Genomic DNA, 22,588 nt, shown 5'->3' on the forward strand with positions numbered 1-22,588 from the left:
TGACTAGACGTCAGCGTCGATTTCTTCCATCAGAGAGGGGTCAAGTTCGATACGTAGCTTACTGATTCTGCGTTCGTCCGACTCGATGACCTCAATACGCAACTGTTGCCAGGTCATGGTTTCTCCCGGTAGCGGGACTTTACCGAACTGGGTGATTACGAATCCTCCAATCGTATCGAAGTCTTTGCCTTCAGGCAGCCCATAATCATATTGTTCATTCAGATCATCGATATGAACGCGGGCATCGACTTCCACCAGGTTTTCACCCAGTTCAAAAATCATCTGCTCCTCTTCTTCATCAAATTCATCGACGATATCCCCCACAATTTCTTCGAGAACATCTTCCATGGTGACGAGACCCGCTACTCCGCCGTATTCGTCGATAACGATTGCCATGTGAACATGTTCTTTCTGCATGGTTTCCAGCAGAGAATCGATTCCGGTCGTTTCAGGGATGTAGAAGGGGGTAAACATCAGATCCTTGATCGTGAGCTGTTCCGCTGAGTTCAGGTTCTGATTTTCTTTGGAGTAATGCTTAAGAAGTTCCCGGGCATAGAGAATGCCGACGATGTCGTCTGTAGATTCTCCAATTACAGGGATCCGGGAATGTCCTACATCGATAAATTTGAGCAGCGCTTCATCCAGCGTTGCAGTTACGGAAATGTATTCCATATCCATTCGCTGGGTCATGATAGCTCCGACGTCCTCATCCTGCAGTTCCATCACTCGCTGGATCATCTTGCCTGCTTCCGACTCCAGAATGCCTCCTCGGGCTCCTTCTTCTACTACCGAGAGGATTTCTTCACTGATGTTTGCCTCGCGGCCGTTCTTGTTCTCTTCTTTCCCTGCCAACCGGTGTGAGAATTCATCGATTTTCCAGGACAGCCACGTGACTGGGCTCAGGAAAACGGGGATCCAGCGTACCAGTGGCCAGGATCGTTGCAGGAATTGTTCTCCTGCGATACGGGACAGGGTCCAGGGGAGGGTTAACATAACCAGAATGGCAGTCAAAAGACCTAGTAGCAACTCAGCCGCAAACTGGGCGGTGACAACCAGTGAATTGAATTCGGCCGGTATGTGTATATACAGTCGCGTCAGGATAATTGAGAGGAGAATAACACCTGTCAGATAACAGATATCAGCGGCCAGGAGGACTGTGGGGTGTGAACGTAGAATTTCGCTGAATCGATCTGGGACTCCCGCCTCAGTACAAAGTGTTTCCAGTCGGCTGCGAGAGAAATCTCTCAGAGAAAAGCCCAGTAAACCTGAAAACAGGATCAAGGCGATGAGTACGGTAATAACCAGCGGGACCATTTGTCGATTAAATAACCAAATATCAGGGGAAGAAGTTGAAGCTGGAACTCAGCCAGTTCAGGTTAGAGTTTACCTTTTGGAAACTCAGAGATAAATCGGTAACTCGGGAATATTCTGATCATATTTCACTCTTCGCGGCGAGGAATCTGTAATTTCCAGCGATCAAAAATCTGCTGTTCGCGGGCTCTCATCACTTTTAATTCCTCTTCCGACAGGTCGTCGTAACCACACAGATGCAACAATCCGTGCACGACATACAGTAGAAATTCATCTGCAGCGGACCAGTGGTATTGTTCGGCCATGGAAATCGCCATCTCTGCTGAGATAATGACTTCACCTTCTATCGACTTCCCTGCTCCTCTGATGACTGATTGGTCCAGACTTTCGTTCTGGGAGCACTCCAGCAGAAAACTGAGCACGTCCGTGTCATAATCGTGTGACAGATATTGCTGATTCAATTCCCTGATTGTGGGGTTATCCACAATCGCCAGACTGATCTCTGCCTGGGTTACCTGCTCTGCTTCCAGCAGGTAGCGGACTGCGTCTTGAAGCTGGGGCTCATCAATCGCGAGAAGATTTTGAGAGTTCTGGATATCGATCTGATACTGGTCGGTTGTGTTCATTCCGTGGTTGATTACTTGATTATGCAGAACGTTCTTCGGGGTACTTGATGCGTCCGTGATAGATCCCAATCAGAGATTTCACCAGGGATTCTTCGACAATATTAATCTCACTCAATGTCAGCGAACATTCGTTAAACTGTCCGTCCAGCAACCGTTTCATCACCAGTGAATGGACCAGAGACTTAATCCGTTTCGGAGTTGGATCACTTAAGGTTCGACTGGCGCTTTCCACTGCGTCGGCTAACATCATGACCCCTGCTTCGCGAGTCTGCGGTTTAGGGCCGGGATAGCGGAAGGATGACTCTTCAGCATCGGTTTTATGATCTAGACTCTGGTCGGCCTGCTTTTCTGCTTCACGGAAGAAATACTCAACCAGCGTGGTGCCGTGGTGTTGTTCGATGAAGTCGATGATCGGCTGTGGTAGATTGTGCTGACGAGCGAGGTCGACGCCATCTTTGACATGGCCGATAATGATCAGGGTACTCATTGCCGGGGCCAGATTGTCGTGTAGACTTTCACTCCCAACGACCATGTTTTCAATGAAGTACTGGGGTTTGAGCATCTTGCCGATGTCATGGTAGTAAGCGGCGACCCGAACCAGCAATCCATTTGCACCGATTTTGTCTGCAGCAGCTTCACCGATAGTGGCCATCGAGATGGAATGGTTATAAGTGCCCGGTGCTCGACGAACCAGTTCCTGCAGCAGTGGGTGCGAAACATTACTCATTTCGAGCAGGCTGATATCCGTTACCACACCGAACAGGGATTCAATAAAGGGAAGACTGCCGGCAACCAGATAACCTGCTGCCAGACACCACCCTGCTCCCTGCAGGCTTTCCCAGAGGACCTGCTGATCAATCAGGCCGTTCGAAAGCTCCTGGCTGTTGATCAGGTTGATTCCCCAGTAGACCAGAAAGTAGGTCAATCCCATGCCGAAACCAAGTTTGATCAAAGTGGAGCGGGATGAGACTGTGGCCAGCGAAGTAACCGCCACTGAAGAAATACTCATCAATACAACGAAATGCCCCAGCGAGCTTCCCGTGGAAAGACAAAGTATCAATGACAACGACAACGCTGTCAGGATCGCCATGATTTGGTCATAGACGATTGCGAAGACCATTACGGTGACTACCAGAGGCAGTACTTCTGCACGCCAGGGATCGTAGGAAAGAATCCTACCCAGAAACACGGTCAAGACAATGACGCTCAGATAGATACTCAATCTGCTGACCGTTCTGGCAACAGCCCTTTTATTTCTCAGCAGATGATATCCGTTTAAGACTGCCAGTACGATAAACATCAGAAAAATGAAGCTGACGCGCACTACCCGTTCGTAATAGGGGACAGCTTTTTCTTTCGTTTCATACTCGGCTCTTAGCAGAGTCAGCTGATTGTCTTCGATCAATTGACCAGGTTCGACCAGAACTGTTCCCCTCTGGAAAGTATCGTAGACCTCTTCAACTTTCTCTCTCGCCTGTTTTCGTTCTGCCTGGGTGCGGGCAGCATCGTAAACCAGTGTTGTCGGAGCCTGGAAATAAATCCAGTGAGACAGCGCCGACTTCATGGAATCAAGTTTGGGGAATTTACTCCACTCACGACCGATCACGCTGTTTGCAGAGAGCTGGTCAGGCAGTCGGATATCAAAGCTGGTTACCTTCTTATGTTCTCCCGTGTCTTTGTAGATGATCTCGATTATATCACCGGGTCGAATCTGGTGTTTGGTCAGATCATTTTCGTTGACAATTCCATAGGTTTTGAGTGGTGCAATGAGTGTTGTAAAGTCATCAATGATCGCATCGATCTTTTTAGTATCATTGGAGTCAGGACTGGAAACTTGTGACTTCAGTTCTGCAAAGGTTTGTTCGGACTCCTCCGGGAACTGATCCATAAACTGCTCCAGACGCCGGGAGGCCGTAAGTCCCAGTTCAGCACGGGTGTCGCTGTTCAGTTCATCCAGCGATTTGGCATCGGCGATGGCTTCCAGGTCTTTTTTCAGGAGCTCGGGAAGGCTATTAATCAGATTAGGGTTCTGAATGAAGTAGTACGGAACCTCTGACTCTTTTTGCGTCCGTTCCCGGTCGGTTTCAATGGAGTTGGCAACTTTGAAAGGAACACTGGCCAGAATCCCATGTTCCGAGTACATGCCCAGTCGGTAGGGAAACGGCGCTTTCCAGCTTTCTACGGCAACCATGAGAATCAGGATTGTCAGCAGACAGACGCTCAAGCGGGACAGTGTACCCCGGTTGCTCAGTAATTCGCGCAGCCTCGAACTTAATTTGGAAGAATCACGCAAACTGGCAGCAAGCGCCGTTCGGGATCTTTTAGGACCAAAAAAAGCCATGGAAGCAACCTGAGTCGTTCGAAAAGATGAGATTAAGTTGAGAAAACGCGGTCAGAATCAGTATCAGGAGATGTCTTCGTTCTGGTAAGCCTTGACAATTTCACCTACCAGTCGATGACGCACAATGTCTTCATTCTTTAACTGAGTAAGTCCGACGCCTTTTATGTTTCGCAGGCGATTGATGGCATCCGTCATGCCACATGAGACATCGGGGGGCAAGTCGATCTGGGAGACGTCGCCTGTGACCACAATTTTGGATCCCATTCCCATACGGGTCAGGAACATTTTCATCTGGGTCACTGTTGTGTTTTGAGCTTCGTCCATAATGATAAATGTGTTGTCCAGAGTCCGACCACGCATAAATGCCAGCGGCACGACTTCTACGATATCATTTTCCATGTAACGACTGACCTGCTCATAGTCGAGCAGACTGCCCAGAGCATCCAGGAGCGGACGTAAAAATGGATTGACCTTGGCCAGCATATCGCCCGGTAGGAATCCCAGCTTTTCACCAGCTTCGACTGCGGGGCGGACCAGCACGATTTTGCGGACCTGCTCCGTGCGGAGAGCGTTTATCGCCATTGCGACCGCCAGGAAAGTTTTACCGCACCCTGCTGGACCTGTGCAAAATACCAGGTCGTGTTCCAGGATCGACTTGATGTATTCAGACTGCCCCGGAGTTCGCGGATGTACTTTTCGGGACTTTTCATAGAGATCAATCGCAGAAGGCGTCGAGTCCGGGGTCTGTTTTTCTTGCTTGCTGCTCGGGTTTCCACCAAACAGGGCTGTTTGTACCTGTTCATTTTTGAGCTGGCCGGTCTTTTCGATGATGGCTCTTAACTCGGAAAAGATGCGAAGTGATTTCTGGAGTTGCGAATCATCGCCGATGATTCGTAATTCGTCGCCTCGATGAACGACGTTCACACCCAGTGCATCCTGAATTTGTCTGATGTGACAATCATGGGTTCCCAGCAGAACCGGGATCTGATCAGGATCAGAGAAAGAAAGTGTGGCTTCTGACATCAGAAATTCTACGAGTGCCTCCTGAGATGAGGAATAAAACAATTCAGAGCTTGGAAATAATGACAGGTATTTTTGAATTTCGCTACACTGAAATCGCTAAAACTGCAATTAAATCAGAGACCGGAACACTAGGGAAAACGGCCTCTGTTTCGAGCATGTTATAAAGTCTACTCCAGCAAACTGGGAAGAAAAAGGAGAGAGTTACGTATAATTGCTTATGTTTTCATAAAATATTGCCAGGAAAAGGCTTACATTCTTGTGAAATTGTCGTCAAGTCAGAGGTTCCCAGTGGCTGGAGATTGGAAATGAGACGCATGTCTTTCAGGAACCTCTGAGTCCTCGAACAGGTAAGATTACCCATTCTTCACAATCGGAATATTTCCGATTTTCAATACCAGGGAGTGTCAAGATCTAGCGTTTGGGTAATGCGCCGCTGTGACCCTGCTCAGATGCTGCCGATTGTATTGGTAATGTTCAAGAAGTGGGGGGAGCCTGTTCGATGAATTCTCCATAGGACGCGGGACCGGTAATGTCAGGATGCGCTTCAGGTTCTGAGTGTCCTTTTCTTGAGTCAAAATCATCCAGAAGGCAATCGGAAATGTACGAAACATTCTTTGGGTTCAAGGATCGACCCTTTAGCGTTTCACCCTCCCCTGCATGTTTTTTCAAGGCAGCAGAACACCAGAATGTACTGGACGAGATCCAGGTAACGATTTCCAGCTTAAATGGAATCACGATTCTTACCGGCGATGCGGGAACTGGAAAAACGGCTATCTGCCGGCAGTTGATTAATCGGCTTGAGGATCAGTTCCAGATTCAGTTTCTGGAGCACTGCAATTTTCCGACTGTCCGGGCATTACTGCAGACACTGCTCTATGGCTTGACCGACTGTTATGAAAAAATCAGTGAGCAGGAATTACGCCTGGCTTTGACCGCAGAAATCCGTTCCTCATTTCTGGTTCACGGGCAGCCATTACTGGTGATTGTCGATGAAGCTCATTTGCTGGGAACTCCCTTTCTGGAAGAATTACGGGTTCTGTCAGACATCGCCTTTGACGGAAAGCCTGCTGTACAACTGCTGCTTTCCGGACAGACGGTGCTGGAAGAGACGCTCATCCAGCCAGCGCTGTCTTCGTTAAACCAGAGAATCGGATGCCAGACCTATCTGGACCGAATGACTCGACAGGAATCTGAAGAATATATCGAATACCGCATCAATCGCGTTTCAACTCAGAACAAACGCTGTTTCTCTGCCGAAGCAGTCAAGTTTATTACTCACGTAAGTGATGGGTTGCCTCGCTGTCTGAATCAAATCTGCGATCACAGCCTGATGCTGGCTTATATGCAGGATGTTCAAGAAGTTGATGAGACGATCGCCCGTGAAGCTTTTGCAGACTTGCAGCAACTACCTCTTCACTGGAATGACCCCTTGCCGGTTCCCTCCCCCCTCGAAGAAATGCGCAAGAAAGAAGCTCTCACAGAGCTGGATCAGTTCTTTGATGATGTTCTATTAGAACAAGACATTGATGAGTCGATCGAGGAACGTCTCCATCAACTGGTAGATGAACCCTCGGAGATATTTGAAGAGCTGGCAACCTCTGAGGAGAGTGCTTCAACCGAAGATCCGTTCTCGTTTGGTGAAGGATTAGAAGCGATCGAGATTGGCAGTGAAACCGTTTCTTCTCACACACCTGTTGAAACGACCGTAGAAATGGACTTGGAGATCAATTCTCCGGTTGATAATCAGGAACCGGTGTCCAAAGCAGATTTAAACCCGGTTCTCTCGGCAGTGACAGAAACATACGGCGATTTTGTAGATGTTGTCGATCGATATGCTGCCATCGATGCAGGATTCGATCCTGCGTCCCTGTTTGGTGAAAAACATCAGAGTTTTGAGTCCACGACTTCCGTCTTTCAGTTGCGAGCGCCTCAATTCCAGTATGTACCACAACTGCAGGCACAGGGAGTATCTGACACTGAGTCGCTGAAGCTACCAGCTAAAGAATCTGAGAGTGATCTTGGACATACCGTTGAGTTTTCCGCGGGAAATCCCCTTGAGCAGAATGAAACTTCTGAACTGGAATTTGAAGGGGCGGCACTGAATCAACTGGAGCCCGACGTGTTCCAGGAACTTGCTGCAGAGGCTACACGGGGTGAGGGCTCTTTTGAAGAACTATTGGCTGCCCAGGTTTATGAAGTCTGTTCGGAAACTCGTAAGGGGCTGCTCAATGCACTGAATGAGATCCGGAATTATTCAGTTCCTGACGAAACCGACCCTGCAGATGTATATGATATTGTTCAGCCTGAGACGGAAGAGATCTCAGCAGTATCGGATTATCCAGCGTGGGAAAATGACTTGCAGCATGACGGTCAGCTTGAAACTGCATCAAATACTTCTGTTCGACTGGATTCGCCAGCAACAGAAAAGTCAGAGTCATCTGCGACTGCCCATCTGAGAGGCCCTGCTCTAGGCAGGTACAAGAATCTATTCAGCCGGTTGAGACGCAAACAGGAGTCGCATTCCTGATCAGAGGTGTGGCCTTCCCCAAGAGGAGATGGCACGTCAGAGTCACGCCCTTTTCGCCGATCAATTTAATCATTACAGCCTGAACAACTGATGGGGCTGTTCTGACCGTTCTCCGTATTTTCAGCATGATCCACTCAAGTGTGATACTGGAAGGAGGATCTTTCTGCGCTTAGCCGATCTGCTCAATTTCTGATTTTCTTTTAAAGAATTTCGCCCGATACGCATTACTACACTGCGTTTATTCGAGGCGAGGTTCTAATGCATCAAGATAAAAAAGTCGGTTTAGCTTTAGCGTTACTGGTAATTGGTTTCGTTGGCGCATTTTGTCTGCGCCAGGAAAAGAATACCACCGTTGAGATTCCAGAACTCAATGACCCCCACTATCTGGATGAACAGATCGCCGATAAAGATCGAACGCCCTATCTGGGTTCCTCGACTAAAGACCCGCTGAATACTCAGCTCGGAAGTGAGCAGACTCTGACCGGAATTTCGGACTCACCTCGGGCCACGAAAGAAACCGGAGTTGCTGTCCCAACTATTTCTCATATAAAACCAGGCGGACAAGCTAAGTCCGGCAACGCCGAACGCTGGGGAGAAATGCCTGATTTTCTGAAAGAGATCGAACTTCCGGAAGAAGAAGTTACGATTGAAAATCAGTTTTCGAGTTCGGATCTTGCAGATGATCAATTTGAACCCAACCAGAATCAAACATTCGCACAACCGCAGGCTCCTGATTCAGCGCATAGTTCAGATCCTCTCAAGAATGAAACACGTAAACCCGCGCATAATAATGCCTGGGAGGTGAATCCGGCTCAGCGGAATGCAGAGCCAGCAAACAGTGGCGAGAGACGTCCGCTGCAGTATCGCGTTCATACTGTGCGATCAGGCGAAACTCTGTCTGAAATTTCAATTCGTTACCTGGGGACGAGCCGCAAATATCGGGAAATATTCAATATCAATCGCGATCAGCTTCGTAGTCCGAATGACATTCGTGAAGGGATGAAATTACGGATTCCCGTTTACCCGACTCCTGAAATGAAGCCACAGTCAGCAGGTCGGCAAACTAATACTGGAACTCCTGCTGTTTCAGGCAAACGAACAATGGGGCAGATGGTTTCTCAGCCCAAGCTCAAATCAGAGAATGGCTCGGTTCAGTTTGAAGGGCTGATTGAGTCATTGTCTCAGTCAAATGAAAAAGGAACTCCCGATGCACAGGATGTTGGGAAAGCCGTTAATCAGCTCGAGAATTCATTGAGTTCTCAACAGCTGGAAGATTCAGCGGGGATGAATTCAATTCCTGACAGTTACCGTAAATTCATTCCGGTACCCCGCTCGCCTCTGACACCTGGGACCACAGATAAGGGAACACGTACCGGACATTCACTCTCTCAGGTCCAGCCTGAAAATGTGGATGAAATTGTAGAAGATCTGTTTGACCGTCTGCCGGACGCGTCTAAAAGCAGCACTCAAGGCGAACAAGCGAAGACCTATGTAATTCAGAAGGGAGATACACTGGAGTCAATCGCTCTGCGGATTTATGGGAAACGTTCCGCTGCGTTTCAGATCTATCAGAAAAACCGTGATCTTCTGAAGAATGCAAATTACATCATGCCGGGAATGAAGCTCCAGCTTCCGTAACTGGAGAATCACTTCGCCCCACTTAAAGGCAATGACAGACCATCGAATGCCAGTTCAACATTCTCAGGCAGGCTGGCGTTCGTTTCTTCGTGCTCAAGCGAGTGCGAGATATGCGTGAAGTAAGCACGCCTGGGTTTTACCCTCTCAACGACTTCCAGCCCCTGTTCCAGATTAAAATGTGTGGGGTGTGGTTTGATTCTTAAGGCATCGATAATCAGGTACTCCAGACCTTCCAGGAGCTGCCAGCTCTCCTCCGGAATATGACTTACATCGGTACAGAAAGCGATGTCGTTAATCCGGTACCCCAGGATTGGCAGTGTGCCATGCATCAGTCGGATCGGTTGAATTTTCAAGCCCAGCAGGTCAAAAGGTTCCAGGGAAACACGTTGGAAATCCAGCCTTGGCCTCGACATGTGGTGAAGATTGTGGGTAGGTTCGTCAAAGGCATAGTTGAAAGAACGGCGAATCTGTTGTTCCACGATCTCTTCACAGTGGAGTGTAACCGATTTTTCCAGACGATAACCGCTGATCCTGACATCATCCAGACCGAATAGATGATCGGCATGGCTATGAGTATAGAGTACCGCGTGAACCCAGGGGATATTTTCCCGTAGCATTTGCAGTCTTAGCTCAGGTGGCGTGTCTATTAAAAAGCCCCCTTCAGGAGCGCCTATATATACGGAAGTGCGTCCTCTCTGGTTCTTCGGATTGGGAGATGTGCAGACTTCACAGTCACAGCCAACGATGGGAATTCCCACGCTGGTTCCAGTTCCCATTGTGATGAATTCACCCGGTCTCTCGGAGAAGATATTTGATTCCTGTTGCATTACTCTTTCATCACTTTAGAAATCCAGAATCAGCCTACACCGCAATATTCGCTGACTCCATCCGCAGTGACAACCAGTAACTGATCCGTAAGCGGGTGGTCCATTTTCAAATAATCACAGGCAATATTGTGCTGAATTTTTTCAATTATCTGTGACTCACTTAGGCTGAGCGCCAGCAGAAAGTCACGGTTGGGGACTCCGGCCAGAAATTCGCTTCCCAGAAACCGGCGTGCCTGCTGATAAAAGCCCCGACTCAGTACCTGAGATGCATTATAAGCATCAGGTTTACTTTGAATGATCATGTCTGGCCCGTCTTCCCGGGACATGCAGATTAACTCGATCTGGTGATACTCAAAATACCGGTCCAGGTTTGTCAGGGCCAACTCATGAATTTCTTCACAGTTGATTCCCCACTTTTCCAACAGCTTCTCATGAATATACCAGTATGCGTTCGATTCGTCGACCACATACAGGATGGCCAGATTCGCAATCCAGTTCTCCCCGACAAAATTGGGAAAATGGTTCTGCCAGGAGTCTCGGGATAACAGGATCGGCATAATTCGATCCCGCACCTGTTCAAATTCCGGTTCCGTTTGATCAGTTCCCCATTCATTGATCTGCAGAATCGTGGCGAGGGCTGTCGTGATATTTTTCTCGAATTCAGATCGGGAATTCAGGTAGGCTCGATAAAAATTGCTCAGATTCAACTCTGCTTCACCAAATTTGAGCCGGAATCCCGGTAATAAATGTGAAGAAATCAGCGGGAACTTTGCTTCTGCCAGAGTCAGGACTTCCTTTGCGAATAGTTCTGGAGGATGTGCAGGATCGAGAGTAATCTGAATCGAGTGTAAGATTTGCTGAACGATTTTAAAATGTTCGTCTTTGATGCGCGGATCGTAAAAATAGGTGACGACCATCTGGATTGATCGCTCACGTATCAACCACAGGTTCCAGAACTGCCAGTTCTGGGGGAAACCGGGGATCCACGACACCAGGTTTTGCCACCAGCTCCGTTTCTTTTGAATGATGGCTTCACCAGAATAGGCACTCGATTCATGTTCGATTGCTAACGGGGTGCGCTGCTGGATATTTCGATGCCTGACGAACAGTTGATCGAAATCCATTTCCATGCCAGCAACTGTAGAGGTCTGCGGCAGGACTGATTTCCAGTGACAGCTGATAGTAAGAGTGGACTCACCTTCCGGGGGGCTGAGTTGCAGAATCCCATCTTTCTCATCTTTGACCCAGTCACAGGGATAGGACAGTGAATACCAGCACGCAGGCCCCGTGTATCGCGCCCATTCTTGAAATTCTAAGTCAGACAAGAAATCACCATCAGCACAAGAAATGATTCTGACTGGACCAGTCGAGGGATTATGCAAACATCGATCCTCAGCAAGTCCCTGATTCTTTTATTCAACCTTTATAGTAGACGATTGACCGGAATAACTCTATCTGAATCTTTGGCAGCACATTTGATGACCATCTGCTGTGTATCTAAGCAGCAAAATGCCTTCGAGGAGGGCAGATTTGGAGTTCGGAGGGTGGTTGTAAAAAAAAGAAATAATATTTTTATATTGTAAGTCACATTGAGATATGGACTTATGGAAATGTGGTTGAGGTGGGGTTGTCGCTGGTACGGTGTTTGCTTTGTTACCAGCTACAGAGTGAGGAAACGAGCAACTTCCTCACTCTGACTTGAACTTCACCAAAGGATACGCTGCTGGGGAGTATAGCCGAACTTTCCCTCGTCGGGACTGTTTGGGCGAGCGCCTATACACTCAGCGGCGTCCTTTTTTTATCAACACAAAAAATGTGCTGATTAGTTCGATATCATAGAATGGTGGAACCGCAATTTCCACCCTTTTCTTTGCAGAATTTCTCTATCTGCACGGGTACTAGACGATGTTCAGTACCATCTGGCATCCCCAAAACACGTATTCTACTTTGTGTCCGGTTTGATTTTCTTCTGCGGTGCCGCTACCGGTTTCATAATCAGCAATGCCAGCGGGGGCAAATTCAACGTGATACTGTCGTTCTTACCATGACTGCTGATTTTCTCGCTGTAGACACCACCTGCATTTCCCATATTGGAACCACCGTAAATCTTTGCGTCACTATTAATGATTTCATGGTAGTAACCCGCTTTGGGGACTCCAATTCGATAGCCTTCCCTTGGCACAGGTGTGAAGTTAGCAATCACAATGACGTGCTCCTCAACCTCTGTCGAATTTCGCTGGAATGCAAATACGCTGTTTTTCGAGTCATCACACTGGAGCCAGGAGAATCCTTCCTGAGAAAAATCAGTCTCATATAGAGATTTTTCGGTGCGGTATAAGTAGTTCAGGTCACCGATCAGGCGACGAATTCCATCGTGTTTTTCGTGACCGATCAGTTTCCAGTCAAGTTCGTTATCATGATTCCATTCGGTCCACTGTGCCAGTTCTCCCCCCATAAAGAGTAGTTTTTTGCCTGGCATTGTGTATTGGTATCCGTACAACAGTCTCAGATTTGCAAATTGTTGCCACAGATCGCCAGGCATCTGGGATAGCAGGGAACGTTTACCGTGTACGACTTCATCGTGCGATAAAGGCAGTACAAAGTTTTCTGTAAAAGCATAGATCATGCGAAAAGAAAGTTCGCCCTGGTGATGTGATCGATAAATCGGATCGAAATGCATGTAACGCAAGGTGTCGTTCATCCAGCCCATATCCCATTTCATGCTGAAGCCCAGTCCTCCGTTATAAACCGGGTGCGATACACCCCCCCAGGAGGTAGATTCTTCGGCAATCGTGAGAATTCCCGGATAGGCTCCGTGCAGGCTGATGTTTGCGTCCTTCAGGAACTGAATTGCTTCCAGATTTTCACGGCCTCCGCTGGGGTTGGGGACCCACTCCCCTTCCTCTCGTGAATAGTCCAGATACAGCATTGAGGCAACGGCATCTACGCGGAGACCGTCAAAGTGATACTTATCAATCCAGAAATGGGCACTCGACAACAGGAAATCGCGAACTTCGTTCCGCCCGTAATTAAAAATGTAGGTTCCCCAGTCGGGGTGGAACCCTTTGCGAGGGTCTGCGTGTTCGTATAGGCAGGTGCCGTCGAAACGGCCGAGGGAGTGACCATCTGTGGGAAAATGGCCGGGAACCCAGTCGAACAGTACGCCGACTCCCGCCTGATGGCAGTAATCTACGAAATACATCAGATCATGCGGTGTGCCGAACCGGCTGGTTGGTGCGAAATAACCGGTGGTCTGGTAGCCCCATGATCCATCAAACGGGTGCTCTGTGACAGGCATCAGCTGAATGTGGGTGTAGCCCATCTGATGCACATAATCGACCAGTTCCTTAGCCAGTTCCCGGTAAGAAAAGAACTGTCGCCCATCTTTGGGGCGTTTCCAGGAGCCCAAATGGACTTCATAAATTGAAACAGGTTCATTATGCCAGTTGGTCTCCTGGCGTTTTCGTAACCACTGCTGGTCCTGCCAGGGGAAGTTTTCAATATCATAAACGATCGAAGCGGTCTTCGGACGTAGTTCGGAATAAAAAGCGTAGGGATCGCTCTTTTCGAAGAACTCACCGTTTTGCCCTCGCAGACTGAATTTATAAGCGTCTCCCTGACCTACCTCGGGGAGAAACCCCGACCAGACTCCTGCATCACTGGAATGAAGGTAATTTTCTCCATGTTTCCAGTGGTTGCGATCACAGATCACACAGACTTCCTGTGCATTTGGTGCCCAGACAGCGAAGCGTGTGCCTTTAATTCCATTAACTTCGTCGGGGTGAGCTCCCATTGATTGGTACATGGTGCAATGCATTCCTGTCTTTAGTGCGTGAAGTTCGGCGGAGGTAAATAATGGTCGACGAGTCTGAATCTTATTGTGCAGGCTTTGGGGCCGCCAAGGAACCTTGGGGCGGTTTTGGTTTGTTTCAGGATGAAAAGATTGGCTCATTTTGATCTGTTTTAAAGGTCTGTATTCAGTATCTGATGGTACAGTCGGCCTCTGCGCCATCATAATCGGTAAGTCCAGTATAACAAGATTTCGGTTAGATTGTTACTGATCCTTGATGGGGTTTTACCGCGTTCTTTCTGCATCTCCGGGAACAGTATTAGGTCATCTGTTAAATTGAACTAATCATGAGGGTTTTGGTGATTGGGCAATTCGCGGCGATCAAGGCAGATAATATATTCAAGCGGGCTGCAACATGTTTTAAATTTCAAAAACCGGCAAGCTTTACTCAAGTGGACCATCGGCAGGTGATCTATAATTACATGTCATCTTTTTGATAGATCCATCTGTCACTTGAGGCAGTCTGAATTCATGTCAGACCGACTTTGTCAAAGGTTTGCTTTTGTCTATTCATCGCACTACTCTGCTGATCGCTGGCCCACTTGGCCTGATCGCCGGATTTTACCTCCTGGTATTTTCTGGTACAGAGGAGAACCGCGCACTGGCAAATGTCGTTCGCCTCAGCCCACCAGAATCCTGGCAAGCCCTTCCAGATAAACCTTCTGAATCAGTACCCTTGCAGCTTCAGACGGCTTGCGAGTTACAGGCGCAATCAATCCAGAAACGCATTTCCCTTCCGACCAATCGTCTAATCATCGCCCCTTATGTTCTGATTGGTGATTATGAGGTCAGTACTCTTGATGCACTTTACCGCAAAGCGATCCAGCCGACAGAGTACGCGCTGAATGTCTCATATTTTGACACGAAACCAGATCAACCTGTCACAATTGTCGCTCTTTCCAGCCAGGAACGGTATCAGCAGGTCGCTCGCGATCTGGATCAGCGGCAGACCGGATCTTATTATGGTTACTTCATGGCTGATGAGTTGCGGATTGTCCTGAACCTGACCACAGGAAGTGGCACTTTGGGACATGAATTGACCCACGCACTGGCCGAGGTCGATTATCCTGACATGCCGGAATGGTTTGACGAAGGTCTTGCTTCCCTGCATGAGCAGTGTGAGTTTTCCGACCAGGGTAATCGACTTTTGGGGACGACTAACTGGAGGGTTCAGATCCTGTTATCCGCCCTGGAGCGAAATCAGCTCCCACCTCTCAATGATCTTGTGGTCCAGGCCAGAATTCGAATGGATCGGGAAGCTCTGACATATGCTTACGCTCGTTGTTTCTGTCTGTATCTGCAACAAAAGAATCTCCTCTCCCCATTCTATCGCAAACTCAGAACGAATCAGGCTTCTGACCCCACAGGCCGACTGACCTTGTGCCAGATTCTGAACGTGGATGATCTCTCTGCAGTTGATGCAGAATTTCGTGAGTGGCTGGGCTCCTGTCGCCGAAATACAGGTTCTCGCTAAGAAACTGCAAATCGGTCATTCAATGTCTCTGCTGCGCGCTCTATAATAACGACACAGCCACCCTCTTTTGTTTACGTTTACAGTGAAAATCGCTCTATGAATGTCACCCGTTTACGCGTCTGTAGTTTTGAAAGTCGAAAACAGGACGCCATGCAGGCTCTGATCGAACGCAATCAGGGGATTCCTACTCTGGTGCACTCCATGGATGAAATCCCATTGGAAGACAATGTGCAGGTTAAAGCGTTTTGCGAACGGTTGTTTCGTGGTGAAATCGATGTGATTGTCTTTCTGACTGGAGTCGGCGCTACAGCGATGCTTCAGGCTGCAGAGGCATATTATCCTCGGGAACAGGTTCTCGACGCATTGCGAAAAGCAATTGTTACGGTGCGCGGGCCTAAGCCAACTGTTGTACTTCGCAACTGGGAAGTTCCCATTCATTATTCCGCCCCGGAACCCAATACCTGGCACGAAATTATTTCGATCTGGGATGAAAAAGAATTCTCCGTTACCGGTAAGCACATTGTCGTTCAGGAATACGGAAAGCCGGTTCAGGAATTTTATGACGAACTCCGAAACCGGGGAGCTCAGGTGACGCCGGTGACCGTATATCGCTGGGCGCTTCCTGAAGATACTTCCGGGCTGCGAAATGCAGTTCATGCGACGGTCAGAGGAGAATTTGACATCCTCATGTTCACGAGTGCACAGCAGGTGTCTCATGTTCTGCAGATCGCTGAAGAGGAACAGGTCCGCGAGAAATGGCTCGCTGCAGCAGCCGGGGCGATGATCGCTTCAGTCGGTCCCGCCTGTTCCGAGGCCCTGAATCAGGAGGGGCTCCCTATCGACTTCGAATCGAGCCCACCTAAAATGGGGCCGCTGGTTAAAGGGGCCTTAGAGGCCGCTCCTGAAATCCTGGCCCGGAAAAAATGACTCATCCAGTCTCCTGACCTGATTCCGGAATCGATGCTGCCCTGAATTTCAGAAGACCGACCTACCTGTTAGAATATTCCCACCTGATAGACATTCTCAATACGTTACGTACCGGAAAGAAATAGAATGAATTCGCCGCAGGCTGATACAGCCTATTGTCAAAACAGTCGGTTTATGAAGGCTGTCCGTCGCGAGCCCGTTGATACCACCCCCATCTGGATCATGCGACAGGCAGGACGTTACCTGCCGGAATACATGGAAGTTCGTAATCGGGTCACCTTCATTGAACTCTGTAAAACTCCTGAACTCGCAGCGGAAGTCACGCTCACTGCACAGAGTGTACTGGGGGTGGATGCTGCCATCCTGTTCGCTGATTTACTGCCGATTCTCGAGCCGATGGGCTTGAATCTGGAATATGTCAAAGGCGAAGGCCCAGTTATTCACAATCCGATTCAGGAATCTTCCCAGGTTGATCGTCTGACAGATATCGCTGATATGAACTGCCTGGAATTTGTCTTTGATGCCGTCAAACTGATCCGTGCCGACTTGCCGACAGATATTCCCCTGCTCGGTTTTGCCGGCTGCCCCTTTACCCTGGCGAGCTATGCCATCGAAGGGGGAAGCTCAAAAAATTACCGACGTACCAAGCAAATTATGTATAACGATCCGGTTGCCTGGGATGCTCTGATGAACCGCTTCGTTGACAACCTGATCATCTATCTGCAACGCCAGATCGCAGCCGGGTGCCAGGCCGTGCAGATCTTCGATAGCTGGGCCGGCTGTCTCTCCCCTGAAGATTATCAGCGGTACGTTCAGCCTTATACCGCGAAGCTGGTGGCCGGGGTACAGGATCACGCTCCTGTGATTAACTTCATGACTGGGAACCCCGCCCTGATCCCACTGCAGAAGCAGACCGGCGGTCAGGTCTTTGGGCTCGACTGGCGTATTAACCTCTCTGATGCCTGGGAAATCCTCGGTCCAGATGTAGCCGTTCAGGGAAATCTTGATCCAATTGCTCTCTATGCCGATCTGCCGGTGCTCAAGCAGAAAGCAAAGTCCGTCCTCGATGCCGCCGGCGGTCGCAACGGCCATATCTTTAACCTCGGACATGGCGTGATGCCTGATATGAATCCAGACAACGTCAAAGCGCTTGTTGAAATGGTCCATGAACTCGGCTGCAGATAACTGTTTCGCCTGAAATAAGTTCTTTTTGTTGTCCTGTTGATATTGAGCGACCTCATGACTGACTCCAATCCTTCAAGAGCAGCAAAACGCATCGCCGTGATTGGTGGTGGAGTGACCGGCCTTTCTGCTGCACATCGTATTCTGGAACTGGCCGACGAACAGCAGCAGCCTGTGGAAGTGACCCTTTTCGAAGCACAACCAGAATCTGGTGGGTGGATTGGGACTATCGATCAGGGTGATTATCTGATCGATACCGGCGCCGACATGTTTATTACCAACAAACCTGCAGGCATCAATCTCTGTAAGCGTCTGGGGCTGGTAGATCAGCTGATTTCCACTGATACACGCTACCGTGGAGCACTCGTATTGAGTCGGGGGTTGACAGTCCCCGTCCCGCTTGGGTTCGAACTGATGACCCCCTCGCGCATGCTCCCTATGCTACGTACTCCGTTGCTGAGCTTGTGGGGGAAAATTCGCATGGGGCTGGAATACTTTCTACCTCGTCGGCACAGTTCAAGCGGGCTCGATCGGGATGATGAAAGTCTTGCCCATTTCGTAACCCGCCGTTTTGGTAAAGAAGCTCTGACTCGACTCGTGCAACCACTGGTGGCTGGTATTTATACCTCCGATCCGGAGAAACTGAGCTTGCGGGCGACACTTCCACGCTTTCTGGACATGGAACGGGATCATCGCAGCCTGATCAAAGCCGCCCGGCATCAGAAGAAAGCAGCCCGCTCCCAGTCCGATGCCACAGGTGCCCGTTATGGACTGTTTGCTGCGTTCAAGGGAGGTATGCAAACGCTGACACGCACTCTGGCAGAGCGTGTCTCCGAGCGGGGAATAATCCTCTATGAACATTGTGTTACCCATGTTGTGCCATCAGCAGGGGGCGGATATGAAGTGACCATGGCCTCGAAGGGGGCTGCTCAAACACAGCATTTCGACGCTGTTTTAATCGCGGCGCCCACGCATCAGGCGGCGAGCATGACCACTGGATTCGCTCCCGAACTCTCCAGCCTGCTTGCACAGATTGAATACGCGTCTACTGCGATTCTCGTTAATATTTATAAGCTCTCGGATATCAAACATCCGCTCCGCGCTTTTGGTCTGGTAATTCCTGCTGCAGAGAAACGCAAAATATTCGCAGTGGCATTTGCCAGTCGTAAGTTTCCTGGTCGGGCGCCGGAAGATTGTATTCAACTGCGTACTTTCATCGGCGGTGCCATGCAGTCAGAAATGCTGGAACACACTGATGAAGAACTGCAGGAAATTGTGCGCAGCGAACTCGACGATATCCTGGGACTGCAGGGCAAACCTCTGTTCTCTAAGTTGCTCAGACACAATCAGTCCATGCCCCAGTATCATCTTGGGCATCTGGAACTGGTCGAGCAGATCGAACAACAGGCGTCACACTATCCAGGGCTGGAACTGGCCGGTAATGCCTATCGTGGTGTTGGTATACCTGATTCGATTCAGAGTGCAGAGGACGCCGCAGAGCGGCTCATGCTTACTCTGACTGCAGACGCACCAGCTCAATCCCCTTAACGTCGATCAGTTCATTGCCTGGCTTTTTGATGCCTGTGAGCTTGAGATCGCAGGTGCCTTTTTTCAGTTCCAATGTGCCTAGCTTAAGCTCCGCCCAGTCTTTTCGCTGATAGTTATCTGACTGCTCAACCCGATCCTGGTTTCCAACCTTGGGCGGGTCATGAGGCTTGGAAATTGTCGCACTCAGACTCTGGTCACCAGTTTCCACGGCAATCTGGCAGCCCACATCAGTTTTGGCGCAGGTGTATTTCAGAGTGGCTGTATAAGTTCCTGGCGTTAATACTTCCAGGTGCCAGACTGCATTTGCTCCGGTGTCGGTCCAGTCTTCGATCCAGCTGTTAGCGTAACCATTGTGTCCTTTGCCACTGTAGTTAATCCCCTGCCCGGCTTCCGGCTTCAGAAATGATTCATTTGCTGGCAGAGATGTTGTCGATGTTTTTGGATGTCCTACAGGAATGGGTATCGGCTCAAAGCCGAGTTCTGATACATCCTGAAACCACTTGCTGTAAGCCGTCTTCAATCGATCTAGAGCCTTCGGGTTCTCTTTAGAAACATCGATTTTCTCTCCCGGGTCAGCTTGCATGTCATACAGGCTCCACTTGTTTCGCTCATATGCGGCTCGCCAGCGATCGGTACGCACTGACCCTACGGGAAGCTCCGTTCCTGGAATTGAATTGCGGAATAGACGATCGACAAACAGCATTCGCTCTGGCCACTTCGCTTCAGCAGATTTGGTCAACAGCGGCACAAGGCTTTTGCCATCCACGGGAACTCCAGATGTTGACTCCACGTCACAGAATTCCAGCAGCGTTGGCAGAATGTCAATGTGTGCCGCGATCGGCTTGACGACTGTTCCAGGCTCGATTTTTCCCGGATACCGTACGAACAACGGTACGCGAATACCTCCTTCGTGGATCGAGCCCTTGCGACCGCGCATATCACCATTGTACCGATTGCTGTTCGGGCCGTTGTCTGTCAGAAACAGCACAATGGTGTTGTCAGCCAGCTTCAATTTATCCAGGGTTTTGAGTAATCGGCCCAGATTTTCATCCACGCAGTCCACCATTGCGTAGGCACAACGTGCTTTGTCATCCAGACCTTTGTCGGCATACTTGTTCCAGTATTTCTCTGGGACGATCCAGGGCGAATGCGGTGCATTATAGGGGACGTAACAGAAGAACGGCTGTTCCTGGTTTTGTTTGATGAAATCGATCGCCTTGTCAGTCAGCACATCTGTGATGTAGCCCTGTGTTTTAACCGGCTGTCGATTATGTTCCAGGTTTGTGTCGAAATAACTGTTCCAGTGACCTCCACAGAAACCGAAGAACTCGTCAAATCCCTGGCCATTGGGATGCATCGGATAATGTCGCCCGTTATGCCATTTCCCAAAGGCACCGGTTGCATATCCATCTGATTTCAGAATCTCAGCAATCGTGACCTCTTCCCCGCGCATGTTCTCGAAACCGCGGGTTACGCCATGCACGCCCGTCCGCAGACTATAGCGTCCCGTCAAGAGGGCGGCTCGTGTCGGGGCACAGACGGGCGAAACAAAGAACCGCTCAAATTGGGCTCCCTGTTGTGCCAGTAGATCCTGGTTTGGCGTCTCAATCAACGGATTATCATGCAGCCGGACGTCCCCCCACCCCTGGTCATCAGTCATAATCAACAGCACGTTCGGTTTCGCCGCAAAGAGGAGAGTTCCGTTCGACAAAACGAAAGAACAGACTAGAAAACAGAATAGTGTCAATAAGGAAGCGCGTCTCATTTTGAATTCAGTTTCTTTTAATAGATCGTGTTGATTTCAGTTGGTCAGGCACTAAAGTATCGGCCTGAAGTGTCTTGAGAGTGACGAGAATCAGTTTCAGTAAATAGAACGTCAATCCCACCACCAGCGGGATTTCAGGTCACCTTCCCCTCGTTGAACTGACTGTTTTCGTTCAGTCAGTGAATCATCCCGCATCGTTACAAACTCGGTCTGACGCAGTATTGATCGAGCATTGATCGTCACACCACCTCCGACCAGGCAGATCATCAAACGCCCTGCCTTCTTATAATTCATCGCCGTTGGTACTTGTGTGGGAATATTTCCCTGGGAGACCAGATAATCAGATTCAGCAAGAAAGAACCGATGATCCCATCCCACCTGGTCGTCCAGTCGTTCTTTCCGGATCAATGCCGCCAGGACGGTGAGATCAGTGATAGACTGGAGTTCGGCAAATGTGGGGTGCAGGTCTGCGAGTTTTGCGAAATATTTTGTGAACTGCTGCGCATACCGGGTTGTTGAATTTCGGGTTTCTGAGGCTTCTGTTCGCTGGCCCGCCTGGTTAACGAACTCCTCCTGGGACATCATCTGTAATCGCTGTCCGGAGAACTGAAATGCATCCCGGTCTGCTGTGGTTGTGAATGCATCATAAAGGGGCGTGAACCACCATCGCTGAGTGCTGTTGCCTCCACCCCGCAGAGTCGCGAGATGGCTTTTGATCTCACGAATTCCCGAGGGCTCCAGACCAATCGAAATTCGTTTCAACATGTAGTCCGCTTCAACCAGTACCCGGGCATAATGAGAACCTGCCGGCACTCCCGTCACGGTCACGTCCTGCATTCCCAGGATCTGAGCCATGGTGCGGAAGCGGGTTACCGCGGTCGCCGTCGAAGAGGCGTTGTTTGTTCTACGAATGTATTCATGCATCCGTGCCAGGTTTTCCTGTTTCGCATCAAACGAACAGCCAGTCACCAGGTCTTGTTCCTGCGATTGCAGTGCCACTACCAGGTCGTCCAGCCGGATTGGTGGCCTCCCTGAATTCACACAGACCACCCGGTTCTGCGCATTCGTCGCAAAGCCCTCTGCCGGGCCAGCGATCACCAGGTCATGGTTCTCCCGATCGACAAACAGGTAATCAATTCGCCACAACCCTGCCAGATATTGCACCTCGGGGGGCAGTGGCTCATTTTTGGTTTTATATTCCTGGCAGAGTTTCTCCAACTGCACCAGCGAAACCTTGCGGAACTCCGACTTTTGATTGATGTCTGCAGGCAGAGTCTGGGTCGCCAGGGCTTGTAACCGTTTCTGGTTCAGTTGCTTGCTGTTCAACGTGGTCTGAAACGGAGCCGAAATGACACCATTCGCATCAATGGTGATCCCGCCGGCATTTTGGTTGTTGTTCTGGTTATTGGTGTTATTGCCATTGTTGTTGCCCCCGTTATTCGTCTGAGCCAGACTGACTGAAGTGAGACAGATCATCAGGCAGAGCATGGTTCCGAACCGGATATGTCTTCGTTTATTTCGGATGTAAGAGAGGAGTTTCATCAACCAG

General features: G+C 49.5%; 15 protein-coding genes. 6 read left to right on the forward strand and 9 right to left on the reverse strand.

Annotated elements, in window-relative coordinates:
* Positions 1 to 3: 3 nt before the first annotated feature.
* The 4 genes from FYZ48_RS27645 to FYZ48_RS27660 form a co-directional block, all read right to left on the reverse strand.
* Positions 4 to 1,314 carry a hemolysin family protein gene (locus tag FYZ48_RS27645; protein ID WP_149345702.1) on the reverse strand — a complete coding sequence of 437 codons (1,311 nt, stop codon included), beginning with the start codon at positions 1,312 to 1,314 and terminating at the stop codon, positions 4 to 6.
* 125 nt (positions 1,315 to 1,439) lie between these two features.
* Positions 1,440 to 1,937 (reverse strand): rRNA maturation RNase YbeY, encoded by a 498-nt coding sequence (gene ybeY, locus FYZ48_RS27650; RefSeq protein WP_149345703.1) that lies wholly within the window; start codon positions 1,935 to 1,937, stop codon positions 1,440 to 1,442.
* Between the two features lie 19 nt (positions 1,938 to 1,956).
* Positions 1,957 to 4,161, reverse strand: coding sequence for an HD family phosphohydrolase (locus tag FYZ48_RS27655; protein ID WP_187782261.1), 2,205 nt, complete (start codon positions 4,159 to 4,161; stop codon positions 1,957 to 1,959).
* Positions 4,162 to 4,341: 180 nt separating this feature from the next.
* Positions 4,342 to 5,301 (reverse strand): PhoH family protein, encoded by a 960-nt coding sequence (locus tag FYZ48_RS27660; RefSeq protein ID WP_145039996.1) that lies wholly within the window; start codon positions 5,299 to 5,301, stop codon positions 4,342 to 4,344.
* A 598-nt stretch (positions 5,302 to 5,899) separates the two neighbouring features.
* Between FYZ48_RS27660 and FYZ48_RS27665 the strand changes: the two genes are divergently transcribed.
* Both FYZ48_RS27665 and FYZ48_RS27670 read left to right on the forward strand, forming a co-directional pair.
* The gene (locus tag FYZ48_RS27665; protein WP_187782262.1) at positions 5,900 to 7,828 is read left to right on the forward strand and encodes an ExeA family protein; all 1,929 of its coding nucleotides are present in this window, start codon (positions 5,900 to 5,902) and stop codon (positions 7,826 to 7,828) included.
* A gap of 258 nt (positions 7,829 to 8,086) precedes the next feature.
* Positions 8,087 to 9,466 carry a LysM peptidoglycan-binding domain-containing protein gene (locus FYZ48_RS27670; RefSeq protein ID WP_149345706.1) on the forward strand — a complete coding sequence of 460 codons (1,380 nt, stop codon included), beginning with the start codon at positions 8,087 to 8,089 and terminating at the stop codon, positions 9,464 to 9,466.
* 8 nt (positions 9,467 to 9,474) lie between these two features.
* Here the strand turns inward: FYZ48_RS27670 and FYZ48_RS27675 are convergent, their stop codons facing one another.
* From FYZ48_RS27675 to glgB, 3 genes are all read right to left on the reverse strand, one after another.
* Complete coding sequence (locus FYZ48_RS27675) at positions 9,475 to 10,293, reverse strand: MBL fold metallo-hydrolase (RefSeq protein ID WP_149345707.1); 819 nt, start codon at positions 10,291 to 10,293, stop codon at positions 9,475 to 9,477.
* 29 nt (positions 10,294 to 10,322) lie between these two features.
* On the reverse strand, positions 10,323 to 11,618 hold the full coding sequence (locus tag FYZ48_RS27680) for a DUF1444 family protein (protein ID WP_149345708.1): 1,296 nt from the start codon (positions 11,616 to 11,618) through the stop codon (positions 10,323 to 10,325).
* Between the two features lie 617 nt (positions 11,619 to 12,235).
* Complete coding sequence (gene glgB, locus FYZ48_RS27685) at positions 12,236 to 14,305, reverse strand: 1,4-alpha-glucan branching protein GlgB (protein ID WP_390625146.1); 2,070 nt, start codon at positions 14,303 to 14,305, stop codon at positions 12,236 to 12,238.
* 514 nt (positions 14,306 to 14,819) lie between these two features.
* On the opposite strand from glgB, the gene FYZ48_RS27690 reads away from it, so the two are divergent.
* The 4 genes from FYZ48_RS27690 (at position 14,820) to hemG (ending at position 19,274) form a co-directional block, all read left to right on the forward strand.
* A complete protein-coding gene (locus tag FYZ48_RS27690; RefSeq protein WP_149345710.1) occupies positions 14,820 to 15,617 on the forward strand; it encodes a hypothetical protein in 798 nt (265 codons plus the stop codon).
* Between the two features lie 96 nt (positions 15,618 to 15,713).
* Positions 15,714 to 16,544 carry a uroporphyrinogen-III synthase gene (locus tag FYZ48_RS27695; protein ID WP_149345711.1) on the forward strand — a complete coding sequence of 277 codons (831 nt, stop codon included), beginning with the start codon at positions 15,714 to 15,716 and terminating at the stop codon, positions 16,542 to 16,544.
* 126 nt (positions 16,545 to 16,670) lie between these two features.
* Positions 16,671 to 17,729 (forward strand): uroporphyrinogen decarboxylase, encoded by a 1,059-nt coding sequence (hemE, locus tag FYZ48_RS27700; protein ID WP_149345712.1) that lies wholly within the window; start codon positions 16,671 to 16,673, stop codon positions 17,727 to 17,729.
* Positions 17,730 to 17,783: 54 nt separating this feature from the next.
* Positions 17,784 to 19,274, forward strand: a complete 1,491-nt coding sequence (gene hemG / locus FYZ48_RS27705; protein WP_149345713.1) for a protoporphyrinogen oxidase — start codon at positions 17,784 to 17,786, stop codon at positions 19,272 to 19,274.
* Here hemG and FYZ48_RS27710 read toward each other — a convergent pair.
* Positions 19,237 to 21,039, reverse strand: a complete 1,803-nt coding sequence (locus FYZ48_RS27710) for an arylsulfatase (protein ID WP_149345714.1) — start codon at positions 21,037 to 21,039, stop codon at positions 19,237 to 19,239. The genes hemG and FYZ48_RS27710 overlap by 38 nt on opposite strands.
* Before the next feature lie 111 nt (positions 21,040 to 21,150).
* A complete protein-coding gene (locus tag FYZ48_RS27715; protein ID WP_149345715.1) occupies positions 21,151 to 22,581 on the reverse strand; it encodes a DUF1598 domain-containing protein in 1,431 nt (476 codons plus the stop codon).
* Positions 22,582 to 22,588 lie beyond the last annotated feature (7 nt).

This window comes from Gimesia chilikensis (assembly GCF_008329715.1).
GTDB lineage: Bacteria > Planctomycetota > Planctomycetia > Planctomycetales > Planctomycetaceae > Gimesia > Gimesia chilikensis.

Bases quoted from the DNA above. Each gene is read 5' to 3' on its own strand.
- FYZ48_RS27645 (WP_149345702.1), bottom strand. From the start codon at position 1,314: ATGGTCCCGCTGGTTATTACCGTACTCATCGCCTTGATCCTGTTTTCA.
- ybeY (WP_149345703.1), bottom strand. From the start codon at position 1,937: ATGAACACAACCGACCAGTATCAGATCGATATCCAGAACTCTCAAAAT.
- FYZ48_RS27660 (WP_145039996.1), bottom strand. From the start codon at position 5,301: ATGTCAGAAGCCACACTTTCTTTCTCTGATCCTGATCAGATCCCGGTT.
- FYZ48_RS27665 (WP_187782262.1), top strand. From the start codon at position 5,900: ATGTACGAAACATTCTTTGGGTTCAAGGATCGACCCTTTAGCGTTTCA.
- FYZ48_RS27670 (WP_149345706.1), top strand. From the start codon at position 8,087: ATGCATCAAGATAAAAAAGTCGGTTTAGCTTTAGCGTTACTGGTAATT.
- FYZ48_RS27675 (WP_149345707.1), bottom strand. From the start codon at position 10,293: ATGCAACAGGAATCAAATATCTTCTCCGAGAGACCGGGTGAATTCATC.
- glgB (WP_390625146.1), bottom strand. From the start codon at position 14,305: ATGGCGCAGAGGCCGACTGTACCATCAGATACTGAATACAGACCTTTA.
- FYZ48_RS27695 (WP_149345711.1), top strand. From the start codon at position 15,714: ATGAATGTCACCCGTTTACGCGTCTGTAGTTTTGAAAGTCGAAAACAG.
- hemE (WP_149345712.1), top strand. From the start codon at position 16,671: ATGAATTCGCCGCAGGCTGATACAGCCTATTGTCAAAACAGTCGGTTT.
- hemG (WP_149345713.1), top strand. From the start codon at position 17,784: ATGACTGACTCCAATCCTTCAAGAGCAGCAAAACGCATCGCCGTGATT.
- FYZ48_RS27710 (WP_149345714.1), bottom strand. From the start codon at position 21,039: ATGAGACGCGCTTCCTTATTGACACTATTCTGTTTTCTAGTCTGTTCT.
- FYZ48_RS27715 (WP_149345715.1), bottom strand. From the start codon at position 22,581: ATGAAACTCCTCTCTTACATCCGAAATAAACGAAGACATATCCGGTTC.